Genomic DNA, 13,187 nt, shown 5'->3' with positions numbered 1-13,187 from the left:
TATATTTATGGAAATGTTAGAACTAAAGAAAAACACCTTTTATAAAATTATGAAGGAATATGAAGAAGTAAATTAGGGCTTTTCCTATAAAGCGTACGACCAACACTTTAACGAAACGCTAGCAAACCATCCGAATTTAAAATCTGTACGTATCAACCTTGATGATGTAGTAAGAACTGTAATTAGAAGAAATTATAGAGATTTTATTCATAAGAGAATAAAATTAGATATACAGGATATTGATGAGATTGTATATAGTGATGGAAAATGGGTTGAATTTATTATTAATCAAATAATAGGAAATTCTATAAAGTACTCAAATAACAAAGAACAAATGATACGTATATACACAATTAAGAAAACTAACTCAGTAATACTAACTATAGAAGATAATGGAGTAGGGATAATAACTAAAGATATAAATAGAGTTTTTGAAAAAGGATTTACTGGAGAGAATGGAAGGAGATTTAGCAAAAGTACAGGAATGGGTTTGTATCTATGCGAAAAACTGTGCTCAAAATTAGGAATGAAAATTGGCATTGAATCTGAAGTGAATAAAGGAACTAGAGTTACATTAATATTTCCGTTGTCAGGTATGGTAACTTTTGATCCTTGTTTATAAAGAGATGCTGCCATCTTTCCACGATTTTCGTATGAAACTTATAAACAAATTTAAAACGGTATGAAAAGAGTAGAAATTCACTTCATACCGTTTGTATTATTTAGCTATTTAACATATTGGTATATGTAATTGTGAATCGGATGGATGTTAATCTGGATTAGTCATTACTATTTTTGATGTCCACTAATACTTAAAGTAAGATTTGGTTCGGTTGCTACACAGACCTGGTAAGCGAGAAATTGTACACTATATAAAACAGTAAAATAAATATCCGATTCCCTATCGTACAAGGAATTGGATATTTTGCGTCTAAATTGTGTCCAAATGTACAATTTTCTTTTTTTAATATGGGACCCCAAAGAGGCAAAAAGAGGTAGTTCATGAGGCAGATCAAGTTATCCGATTTGTAGGAATAAATCAAAAAAAGGAGTCGTACTTTTTAGAAGAACTCTTCTCTGCCATACTGAATAAAAAAGTAATAGAAATTAATGATTGTCGATATGGCAACAATTAAAGAATCATGCAACCCTTAAGATTATTAATCACAAATGGAAATTGGTATTGCTTTAGTTGGGATTTAGACAAAAAAGAATTTCGAAACTTCCGTTGTGACTATATTCAATATACAAAGTATGAAGATGAGGAAAGCATTCCTTTTACTGAAGAGACAATTAGTTTGTTATATAGAAAACAATTCAATACACAACGACCTTTTTCTTTTAAAGTTAGTGAGAAAGGGGTAGAACAATTCTATAAACGCATTTACCATAACATGTCTTTTCAAGAAGAATAACAAAACAAATACATTATTGTGACTTTTGGAGAAAAGGAGATGGATTTTCTGGTTCAATATTTTTGTCTTTCGATAAAGAAATTAAAATCATTTCTCCGGAAATGCTACGCTCCAAATATAAGGAATATTTAAAAGAAATACTGGTGGGTTGTTATGAAATAGAAAATAGTTCACCTGCAAATTAGCAGGTGAAAATCGGTTAAAATAACATTCCTGATTTAATTTCAATTAGGTTTTTGATGCAATTTTAAACTAGCCCACTGTTATAAAGTTAATATTTATGATGTTCCAAGAACGAAAATTTGTTGTCTTTTATAGCAATAGGATTTATTTTTATTACAAGTTAGGACAAAATCTCGTTCTGGAGTAGTTGTATTTTCTTAGCTTAATAGCGATGGGGTGGGACCCCTTTTAGCAAAAACGGAGTGGAAATGATGAGTATAAATAGTTTTGTGGGATTGATAAAGGACGAATTATTAAAAGAGGTAAGCATAAGAAGTGAGGATGAATTCGAGCCTGTAGTAGTTAAAGATATTCCTAGACTTTGGAAGTGTTTAGGGACAGGTAATTATGCCGCGGTATTTATGCACAAAGAACACAAAGGTTGGGTAGTGAAAGTTTATGCGCGAAAAGGAGAAGGGATTGAAAAAGAGTCAGAAGTATACCGAAGAATCGGAAATCATCCTTCTTATTCGAGGCTTATATATAAAGGAGAAAATTTCATAGTATTGAAACGTTTAAAAGAAATTACCTTATACGATGCTATTCATAAGGGGATTAAAATTCCTAAGCAGGTAATCCTCGATATCAATGAAGCTTTAGAGTATGCAAGAGAACAAGGATTAACTCCTTGTGATGTTCACGGGAAAAATGTGATGATGGAAAACGGAAGGGGATATGTAGTCGATGTATCTGATTTCTTAAAAACAAAAGAAGATAGTAAGTGGAGAGATCTAGAAAAGGCATATTTTACATTTTACTTGCCTTTCATTTATAAATTGCCTCTCCCTGTTAAAATACCGTATTTCATGTTAAACATTGTTAGACGTTCATATAGAAAATATAAGAAGCTTAAAAAGAAATTCAAATTGTAAAAGGACCACATACTTATCTTTAGGTTAGATAAGCGAACCACTAGTAAACAAAAGGAATGTACATTTTAAATCAGTAGTCAACGGTGCATAAAAGGGGGGACTGTAAAATCTTAGCTTAATAGGTATGTGGCGATATCCCTTATATAGAAATTATACATTAAAAAACCTTATAGATAATGAGCATTGCGAATAGAATGACTGATACTTTTTACGAGAGAGCACTTACTGAGAGGTGCTCTCTTTTTATTAGTCAAATAACAAGAAAAATGAAATCCAAAAGAACATTTCTACTGAGATTTTATATGCACTGTTCTTGGATGCTAGTTTACCTGTATACCTTTGGTCGGCTACATGTGATTCAGCTTGGTCCTTCCATGCCACTCAAAAATCCAGTCAAAAAAAAGAGGGAGAAGGCATTTTTTATTGAAGTTTGTTTATAGTAGCTTTTTAATCTGTTAGGGGGGATCGTAAAGTAGACTATTAATCTCTTTGATAATTTTAATTTTTCTTATAGTACAGGGCAAGCTGTATAAAAAATTTAATTTCGAAAGGAGAATCAATAAATATGAGCACGAAAAGAAGGATAGGGAATAGGTTATTACTTGTTAGTGCAATTTGTACAATAGCTATTCCTTCAGTTTCATATGCAGAGGAAGTAATTTCACCTGAAAATTTTGTGAATGATTCAAGTTTGTATGAGGGACGGAATACGGATGTATTAAAATCAAGCTTATATCCTGGTACATATAAAAATCCGTTCAATCACCAATTTATTTCGACATTAAAGGAAACAAACAACAATATAAAAAAAATAGACAATACTGAAAGTGAAAATCCTGTTATAGCTACTACCCTTTCGTTTATCCGTTATATGGATACAGAAGACTATAAATCTGCAATTGATTTAACTTCTCGATCATTACAGAAAGTAATATCCGAAGAATGGCTGAAGAGTTATTGGAAGGGACTCCCTGCGCAATTACAAGCAGGTTCTTTTATGGAGATTGGAGGGGTAACACAAAAAGAGACAAATTCTGTTCATACAAATGTAGAGATTAAATTAGTTTTTGAACAATTTACAGTACCTTTATTAATTAAGCTAGATCCATCTGGAAAAATAGATGATTTTCAACTTAGTATGTCGTTTAGTCCAGTTGCAGAGCGTCCGTCATATAGTAAGCCTGAATCCTTTGTTGATAAAGAAGTAGTGGTTGGAAGTGGTGCGTTTCCATTACCAGGAACATTGTCTGTTCCGAAGGGGAAGGGTCCTTTCCCAGCGGTTATTCTTGTTCAAGGATCTGGAGCAACCGATCAGGATGAAACAGCGTTTGCTTTAAAACCATTTCGCGATTTAGCTGAAGGTCTTGCATCGAAAGGAATTGCTGTCCTTCGCTATAATAAACGAACTTATGAACATGGATTGAAAACACAATCCAGTCCTTTTTATACAGTGGATAAAGAGACAACAGATGATGCTCTTCTTGTGACTCATTTTCTTAAAAATGAACCTCTGATAGATAAGAATCAAATTTATATTCTTGGTCATAGTCAAGGTGGAATGATGCTTCCGAAAATGATTGAAAAAGACCAAAATCAAAATATTGCTGGGGCGATTGTGATGGGAGGACCAGCCCGTACGATTCAAGATGTTGTTTTAGATCAATTTGAGTATCTTTTTTCTATTGGAGCAATGAAACCGGATGAATATAAATTTTACAAATCGCAATTTGAATTATTAAATGATCCCAACTTCTCTAGTCAGAATCCTCCAAAAGGTTTTTATTTAGGATCAGCAGTATTTTGGGATTCTATTCGTAAAGTTAAAGCAGCAGAAATGTCAAAAGAACAAAAGACACCGCTTCTAATTATTCAAGGAGAAAGAGACTATCAAGTTCAATCAAAAATCGAAATTCCTCTATGGAAAGAACAATTAAAAGAACGAGATAACGTTGATTATCGACTATATCCAAAGTTAAATCACTTCTTTACAGAAGGAGATGGAGAATTAAGTAAACCGGATGAATATTATAGTCCTGCCAATATCCCTGAGTATGTAATAAATGATATTGCTACTTGGGTGCAAGGAAGATCGAAATAAAATTAGCACCCTTCTTTGTGCCTCCGCCATGTTTCAAATACGCCAATTACTCCTCCAAAAGAAGAAACGAGAATGAAGCGAATATAAAGTGATTTATATCATAAAAGATTACTTTCTACTTATCTATTATTCTTTACAAAAAGAAGCCAAAGAATGAACAAAGATATTATTTCGTCTCTTCAATCTCTTACATAAAAAACAGATAAAGATCTTTAATAGGTATGAGAAGTATTGTTTGGCTTCTGGTGAAAAGATGTGAAACAAGTTTCGATATAGTAATAAAAAAGATGCTTAATTTTGATATAGAATATAATAGCCTTACTGCATATTGAATGTAGTAAGGCTATTTAAAGATTTAAAAACAGGATAAACGTATTCAAAATTGCCTACCAAAAATGATGGGAAATTAAATATATAGTCTTATTTCTTACTGCATCTTGTAACTACAGCTTAGTTAGCTCTAAAGAAATAACAAACCGTTTTCTCATTCGATAATTCCAATTTCCAGAGCCTTCTGGACAGCTTCTTCCTTGTTACGTACTCCTAACTTTGTGTAAGCCGAGGAAGCATAGTTTCTGACCGTACCATTCGATAAATATAGCCTTGAAGCTATCGTATTGTATCGAAGTCCTTTTGCTACTAGCTGCAATATTTCTATCTCTCTGGCTGTTAGTTCATAAGCAGTTGCTTTTGACTGTGGTGTCTCGTTTTGCTCATCAAACTGCTCAAATATTTTGTGAGACATCCCCTGATCAATCAGCGTCCCACCGCCATGAATAAGTCGGATCGTATTAGCTAGCTCTAACGTTTCAATGGATTTAAGTAAAAAACCATCCGCACCGTTACGAAGCGAGTCTAACGCCTGTTTCGTATCCTGAAACGTTGTAAAAATCAATACGCGGATATGTGGCCATTGTTGCTTAATTTTTTTTGTCGCTTCGACTCCATCCATTTGCTGCATATCTAAATCCATGAGTACAACGTGAGGTTGAAGGCGCCCACACAAGTCGATGGCTTGATCGCCATCTTCAGCCAAACCGACTACATTTATATCTTCATACCTGTCGAGTAGTGTACTCAAACTTTCCCGAACAAATGGCTGGTCGTCGACAATTAATAAACGAATAAGTCCATCTTTTATTTCAGTTTGTCGCGGTATGGTACATGTAACAAGCATTCCTTCCTCTGGCTTTGTATATACAGACAATTGACCTTGCAAATTCATTGCCCGCTCTTTCATCGTATTCATACCGAAGCCTTCCTGCCATTCTACATTTCCCTTTCCATTATCTTGCACTTCTAATCTCGTATATTGTTGTTCAAACTGCAATGAAACTATTATTTCAGTCCCTTGACCATGACGTACCGCATTCGTAAGGGACTCTTGTAAACAACGAATGAATGCTATCTTCGCTTGTCGAGACAGTTGATATTCCTCTCCGAATGTTCGGAAGCTTACATCCACCTGAGCGTGCTCCTGAAATTCAGCTCCAAGATCTTGTAGAGATTGAATCAAGGAAGGCGATTGACACTGAGGATCCATTTGATGTAGGTAACCTCTCACGTCTTCGATGCTTTTACGTCCCATTTCAAGCAGGGAATCTAGCCTCTGTACACCCATTTCGGTAGCAAGATCGGTTCGCAACGTTTCCATCCCCATAATAATGGAAGTATAGGCGTGACCTACTGTATCATGTAGCTCACTAGAGAGCCTGTTTCGTTCCTCGGCCAGTGTGATGCGTTCGATCTGAGACATATATTGCTCAAGTACCGCGTTTTGTTTACGAATTACTTCATTTTGTTTATGATTGATGATTAATAAATGGAAAGCGAATCCCATTACATAAGCGAATCCGTAGTAGGTGACCATAATCCAATAGCTATTACTTGGCGCAACCGCATAGAAAATCCCGGTTATTACAAAAACTGTTGTTGGAGCTGTCCAATAATAGGACAAATGCTTACTATTTGCTGCGATAAGAAACACCGATATAAGAAAAATATTGTAAGATTCTGGAAATAAAGAGGTTAAATATATACATAGTCCACCATATAGCAATATTTCTGTGAATAAGTAATATTTGTAATTGAACAGTAAGGCCACCCATGGAATAGAGAAGGCAATAATTTCCCAAAGAATAATAATCCAAAGTGGTAATGTTAAACCATCCTGAAAATTTAATGTTGCTAGGATGGTAGACACACTAACAAGTAGACGGATTCCTAACATAATCCAATCATACCAAAACCAATATTTAACCATATCAAACAATTCATTTACCCCCTAAGTAGCCTTCTTTCTCATTTCCTATATTATAGAATAATCCTTCTTGCATTGTTATATTTTTAAGTTTAAACTGCCTACTATTCGTAGACTACAAACTTCTATCGATTTAGTTGCTGAATCATACTGCGTGTATAACCTCCAAATTTTTTCGTTAAACCATCTACCATTTTAATACTTATGGCGGTAAACACTATACCCATAAACATTATAAGGAGTGACTTTGGAAAAGTATCTATCTGTATGAAAATAATATTCATATCGATGTATCGATACAATAGTGGTGCTAACAGGAACATAAGTGGCATTACATAAAAAATGATTGCACTAATGAGACTGAAAATGCCAATCACAAATTTCTGCATTAACCAAAAGACAGCAGACCAAGTGCGGCGATCCGTAAGTCCCAATTTCACTTGAGCCCAGTCCGATGTATCCGTTGTTACACTTCTATCGTAAGAGTCTGTCGAAATATCAGTATAAATTTTCGTTTGTATGCGCTCGAATTGGATAAAAGTTGTGGTAGTTTGTAGTACGCGTATAATTAATGGAATCCCAACTACCGTAAATGAAAGGGTGAAACTGAATAGCAGAGCTATTAAGTAAAAACAAAAATAAAACAAACCTGTAATGAAAGTTAGTAATAAAAAATAACCATTCTGGATGAATCTTGATCTCATAAAGTGCATCGCTCCTATCTATGTAATAAACGCATCATACTGCTTTTTTTGTCAAACTCACTAGTGTAAAAATGTCATATGACATTTTTACATGATGATAAAAGGGGGGATTAGCCTATTCTTAGTTAAAAACAAGATTATTTTATTAATCATCTACAAAATAATCCCGTTCTTGGATCAGCAAGAAGGGATTGTTTTGTACTTTTATTTAATATGAGATGGACTTGTTTTTCGGATATGAAAAATAATATCGAATTGCTCAAGCAATGAAGTATCAAAGTATAAGGAACCGTCTGGGAGGAGTTGTCCCCCTATACTTAGTAATGGCCTTTTTGCTCTAACCCATTTCTCTGCGTGTCCTTTAAGGTGACGGTTATCCAATAAAAACATTTTATATGGTACTTTTCCGAGGGTGTAATTGAAACTTTTTACATTTTGTGGAATAGTATCTGTTGCAATCTTACCTCCGGTGGAAGGATTATATTCGCTGTATAAAGTGAAATTTCCCTCCGTAGTTGTACTACCAATTGTGACATAATTATTGTCTAAACGTTCCTTCAAAAACTGCCCCGCAGCATCAGGGTATAATTTCTCATCGATAATTCCTTTAGCCATATGAATATTGTGTGCCCATACCATAGTTTTACCACCAAATGTCTCTTGTGCCCACATTGCATGATCGGCCAAGTATTGCTCGTGTAGCTTTATTACATTTGGGTAGTCATTAGAAAGCAGCATTGTGGTAAATTTCTCTATTGCATTCGCTGTTGCTTTTACCCAGATGTACTCGGATGAACCTACATCTTTGTTTGTCTGTTCCTTCTCATCTTTTAGTAATTGGGCTACTTTCTCAGCGTTTGCCTTGAACTTTGCTTTCATTTCAGGAGCAAGATTTATATATTCCTGTATACTTCCAGTGAAAGAAGAAAGGTCTTTATAGTTTTCTTCTACTTCTGCCCGCAAATCTGGTCGATGCTGCTTTACATAATCAATTACTTTATTAAAAACACTTTGGTCCATTGTTTTTAAGTCAAGTCCGATAAATTGGATTTTCTTTTTATTGGATGGATCAGCATTATAATCTTTCATCCACTCAATCATGGCAATAATTTCATCAGTAGGATATAACAATTTCAAAAACTCCCTAGGGTTTCCTTTTCCTGTTTGTATATATTCATTTAACTTTAATCCGTTTCCCCAATCTTCTTCCATTGTGAAATTTGTAAAACCCATCTCAGTAACCAAATATTTCACAAGTCGAAACTTCATAGTGAAAATTTCAGAGCTTCCATGAGTATTCTCTCCTAATCCTACATATTGTGCGCTCCCAATCATTTTCTTAAGTGGTTTTAAATCCTCAAATGGTTTTGACGGTTCTATCGTTTTTAATGGATGCGCCTGTGATTGTATTGATTTAACGATATTTTTTTGGATTGATTGAGCTGAATCTTCAACTGCAACTGTTTGTGCTTTTCCTACTTCTCCACCTCCTGCGACTAATATAGCTGTACTAACCATTGCAACCATTCCACAATACCTCTTTTTTTTATTCATTTTTTTCACCTCAATTGAATTATTTTCAAAAGCAATATTGATTCATGTACTTGCACGAATCAATTGCCGTAATTCAATTTTTATTTATTCCATATCATATTTTCTAGTTACATATTGTCACAAGATTATTTGACACAGGTCATAGGTTAAACATTACAGTTTCGTACTATCGGTTATGACAACTTATGAAGAATAATTACATGATTGAATCGTAAGTAAGGCTAGATTATGAATTTAAGAGGGGGAGATTGATTAATCAATATGAAAAAACATCTTCATTCTGTGTTGTATTTCTCGAAATGACAGGAAGTTGATTAGATAAACAAATTAATAAAAGGGGAAGGACGGATTACAATGATATTACATGCAAAATCATTCCACAATATGGATAAAGTCCAACGTGCTAAAAAAGGACTGCAACTGTTTTTAAGTATTTTGTTCATTACTTCTATTCTTTTAAATGTAGTAATAATGATTACGAAAAGCATGCCGCTAATTGTGGTATATATGTTTACTCCTGCAATTTCTTCTATTCTAACTCGTATCATACTGCGAGAAGGCTTTAAAGATGTATCTTTTAGTCTAGATAACTTAAAGATATGGAAGGGGATTGCTTTGGCCCTGATAATACCTATGATAATATGTGGAATTACATATTCGATTGCCTGGTTTAGCGGATTTGCGAGGTTTCAGCTCCCACAAGGTGGTATGCTAGAACCTATCTACAATATACTTGGACTTCAGTATCTACCGATACCATTACGTTTCATTTTTATAGTAGTATTGAGCGGAATTTTAGGAAGCTTGCTTAACTTAATCCCGGTTATGGGAGAAGAGATGGGTTGGCGGGGTTATATGCTCACAAGGCTAGTCGATGCGGAATTTTCACGTCCAATCCTTATTAGTGGATTAATATGGGCAACATGGCATATCCCAATTGTTATTGCTGGTCTATATGTAGAGGGAACATCTGTCTTTCTCTCTGTACTTGGCATCTATTTTTGTATTGTACCATTCAGTTATATTACAGCTTATTTACGACTTATCACAGGTAGTGTTTGGCCGTCGGTTATCATCCACACTACTTGGAATGCTATTATTCAAGGGCCTTTTGCACGTGCAACTACAGGATATCAATTAGAGATTTGGATTGGAGAATCTGGCTTGATAACCGCTCTTATTATTTCGATTACTGCAATAATTGTGTATCGGATCATAAGGTTTACTAAACGTGTATAACTTTGAAATAAAAGTATGATATTTAAAAAATGTAATTTTGTTACTTTTAATTGAGCATTCACAGCATGGGATAGATTAGGAGAGTCCTCAACCCATATTTTAAAATCTTGAGTAAATGAATCCGTCTCGCTCCAAACATAATTATGTTTGGAGCGAGACGGATTCTTATATGAGAACTAATCGTAATATCAAATCACATTTTTTTACTTCAAGGACATATAGAAAAGAGAAGATATCTCATCTTTTGAAATGTAGTAGCTAATTTAGATGTGAATAGATTTAGAATTATTTATAAAATCATGAAATCTAGAAATACCAATTACAATGTTACGAAAGACGAATTAAGAGAGGATACTTGGATAATGCAACTCTCCCTATTGTGAAGCAATAAAGAAAAAGCGTATAATATTATAGTTATCCCATTTTTGGGAGCGACCCGCGAATGATAAATAAGATTGTTGTTTTATCATCGCTTCTAAACATATATACAATGAAAGTAACACTGGAATACAGATAGGGAGTTATACAATGAAATTAATTATTGCCGAGAAACCAGATCAAGGTTTGGCTCTTGTTTCACAGTTTAAATATCGCCGAAAAGATGGATATTTAGAAGTAGAAGCAAATGAGTTATTTCCAAATGGAGCGTACTGTACATGGGCAATTGGTCATTTGACGCAGTTATGTAATCCAGAACATTATCATGCAGAGTGGAAAAAATGGTCACTTAATACGTTACCGATGATTCCAGAACGTTTTCAATTTGAAGTAACAAAGTCAAAGTATAAGCAATTTAATATAGTGAAACAGCTGTTACATAATCCGGGGGTAACAGAAATTATTCACGCAGGCGATGCTGGGCGCGAAGGGGAATTAATTGTACGAAACATTATTAATCTTTGTAACGTGCAAAAGCCGATGAAACGTCTTTGGATTTCATCTTTAACGAAGCAAGCCATTTATCAAGGGTTTAAAAACTTACTAGATGAAGCAGATACGATTAATACGTATTACGAAGCATATACAAGATCTTGCGCCGACTGGGTTGTTGGTATGAATGCATCGCGTGTTTTTAGCATTTTGCTAAAGAAAAAGGGAATGAATGATGTGTTTTCCGCCGGACGTGTACAAACACCGACACTCGCATTAATCGTAAAGCGTGAGAAAGAAATTGAAGACTTTAAGTCAGAGCCGTTTTGGGAAGTGTTCGCAACCTTTAATATTGAAGGGAAGAAATATGATGGGAAATGGGAGAAGGATAATGAATCCCGCTTAAAAGACCCTGATATGGCGAATAAAATTGCGGCTTTTTGTCAAGGGAAACCGGCAGAAGTGAAGGAAATGAAAACGGAGCGTAAAGAGTTTCAGCCGCCGCTTTTATTTAATTTATCAGCACTGCAAGCGACAGCAAATAAAGCTTTTAAATTTTCGCCGAAAAAGACGCTTGATATAACGCAAGCACTATATCAAAAAGGGATAGTTTCTTATCCACGTTCGGATTCTAACTATGTTACACAAGGAGAAGCAGCGACGTTCCCTGATATTTTACAGAAATTAAGTCAGTTTGATGAATATAAAGGTTTATTACCGGCTCCGGTTGAATCGATTATGAACAATAAGCGTTATGTGAATGAAAAGAAAGTTACAGATCACTACGCAATTATTCCGACAGAACAAGTTACCAATCCAAGCAAACTATCAGGCGATGAAAAGAAAATTTACGATATGATCGTAAGAAGACTTATTGCGGCGCATTATGAAGTAGCAATCTTTGACTACACAACAATTACAACTCTTGTAGACGAACGTGCTGCGTTCATTTCGAAAGGAAAACAGCAAATACAAGAAGGTTGGCGTAAAGTTATTTTCCAAGACGATAAAGATGACGAAACGATTCTTCCAATTGTAGCTGAAGGTGACCAAGGAAAAGTTGTAAAGGTGAAAGTGAAAGAAGGAAAAACACAGCCACCGAAGCGTTATACAGAGGGACAACTTATTACGTTAATGAAAACGGCAGGTAAGTATTTAGAGAATGAAGAGCTGGAGAAAGTATTAAAGAAAACAGAAGGTTTAGGTACGGAAGCGACTCGTGCCGGCATCATTACGATGCTGAAAGACCGTAAATATATAGATGTGCAGAAAAACCAAGTGTATGCGACTGATAAGGGAAAAGTATTAATTACAGCAATCGGCGACAAAATACTAGCTTCACCGGAAATGACTGCAAAATGGGAACAACGTCTTGCAGAAATCGGAGAAGGTATCGCTTCACCAGCTACATTTATGGAACAAACGAAAAAGCTATCAGCTAAAATTATTGAAGATGCGGTAGAAATGTCGGAGAAATGGGATTTCACTGGATTACATGTTGAATCGATTGAGCGAAAAGGATCGAAATTTACGACAGGTAAAAAGGTTGGAAGTTGTAAAAAATGCGATGGTGATGTAATTGATAAATCTACGTTTTACGGTTGTTCCAATTACAATACAACACAATGTGACTTTACCATCTCGAAGAAAATATTAAGTAAAACAATTTCGCAAAAGAATATGACAAAGCTCTTAAAAGGTGAGAAGACCGATTTAATTAAAGGCTTTAAAAAGGGCGAGAAAACGTTTGATGCGAAGTTAGAGTGGAAAGATAATAAGATTAATTTTGTGTTTGAGAATTAAGTAGTTTCAACAAGTGACAAAGCTCTTTCCCCAGTAAAATGTTCTGTATTCGATTTGAAAATATAGATATAAAAGAAAAAGCATGACAATTTTATGTCATGCTTTTTTATTTTATATTTACAGGGTTTTGTATACTAGCACTAAAATTTA

The 13,187-nt window shown here is 34.6% G+C and carries 8 protein-coding genes and 2 pseudogenes; 7 read left to right on the top strand and 3 right to left on the bottom strand.

Features of this window, described 5'->3' with window-relative positions; genetic code table 11:
• Nucleotides 1-151: 151 nt before the first annotated feature.
• From JDS92_RS04645 to JDS92_RS30790, 5 genes and pseudogenes are all read left to right on the top strand, one after another.
• A pseudogene (locus JDS92_RS04645) lies at nucleotides 152-622 on the top strand (ATP-binding protein); the annotation flags it as partial.
• Nucleotides 623-1,142: 520 nt separating this feature from the next.
• A complete protein-coding gene (locus JDS92_RS30795; protein ID WP_242475982.1) occupies nucleotides 1,143-1,415 on the top strand; it encodes a WYL domain-containing protein in 273 nt (90 codons plus the stop codon).
• A gap of 434 nt (nucleotides 1,416-1,849) precedes the next feature.
• Nucleotides 1,850-2,509 (top strand): protein kinase family protein, encoded by a 660-nt coding sequence (locus tag JDS92_RS04635; protein WP_000026521.1) that lies wholly within the window; start codon nucleotides 1,850-1,852, stop codon nucleotides 2,507-2,509.
• 565 nt (nucleotides 2,510-3,074) lie between these two features.
• Nucleotides 3,075-4,607, top strand: coding sequence for an alpha/beta hydrolase (locus JDS92_RS04630; protein ID WP_199631565.1), 1,533 nt, complete (start codon nucleotides 3,075-3,077; stop codon nucleotides 4,605-4,607).
• Nucleotide 4,608: 1 nt separating this feature from the next.
• Nucleotides 4,609-4,866 (top strand): annotated as a pseudogene (locus tag JDS92_RS30790) (hypothetical protein); the annotation flags it as partial.
• 225 nt (nucleotides 4,867-5,091) lie between these two features.
• On the opposite strand, the gene JDS92_RS04625 reads toward JDS92_RS30790, so the two are convergent.
• The 3 genes from JDS92_RS04625 to JDS92_RS04615 form a co-directional block, all read right to left on the bottom strand.
• The gene (locus tag JDS92_RS04625) at nucleotides 5,092-6,879 is read right to left on the bottom strand and encodes a helix-turn-helix transcriptional regulator (RefSeq protein WP_199631564.1); all 1,788 of its coding nucleotides are present in this window, start codon (nucleotides 6,877-6,879) and stop codon (nucleotides 5,092-5,094) included.
• Between the two features lie 113 nt (nucleotides 6,880-6,992).
• Nucleotides 6,993-7,571 (bottom strand): sensor domain-containing protein, encoded by a 579-nt coding sequence (locus tag JDS92_RS04620; protein WP_001257619.1) that lies wholly within the window; start codon nucleotides 7,569-7,571, stop codon nucleotides 6,993-6,995.
• Between the two features lie 204 nt (nucleotides 7,572-7,775).
• Nucleotides 7,776-9,098: an erythromycin esterase family protein gene (locus tag JDS92_RS04615; RefSeq protein ID WP_371404030.1), complete on the bottom strand. Its 1,323-nt coding sequence runs from the start codon at nucleotides 9,096-9,098 to the stop codon at nucleotides 7,776-7,778.
• 381 nt (nucleotides 9,099-9,479) lie between these two features.
• Between JDS92_RS04615 and JDS92_RS04610 the strand changes: the two genes are divergently transcribed.
• Both JDS92_RS04610 and topB read left to right on the top strand, forming a co-directional pair.
• Nucleotides 9,480-10,364 (top strand): CPBP family intramembrane glutamic endopeptidase, encoded by an 885-nt coding sequence (locus JDS92_RS04610; protein WP_087970018.1) that lies wholly within the window; start codon nucleotides 9,480-9,482, stop codon nucleotides 10,362-10,364.
• Nucleotides 10,365-10,892: 528 nt separating this feature from the next.
• A complete protein-coding gene (gene topB, locus JDS92_RS04605; RefSeq protein ID WP_087970019.1) occupies nucleotides 10,893-13,037 on the top strand; it encodes a DNA topoisomerase III in 2,145 nt (714 codons plus the stop codon).
• The last annotated feature ends 150 nt before the right edge of the window (nucleotides 13,038-13,187 follow it).

Source organism: Bacillus cereus group sp. N12, assembly GCF_016483575.1.
Taxonomy (GTDB): Bacteria; Bacillota; Bacilli; order Bacillales; family Bacillaceae_G; genus Bacillus_A; species Bacillus_A toyonensis.
This window is presented reverse-complemented; position numbering and strand designations above follow the sequence as displayed.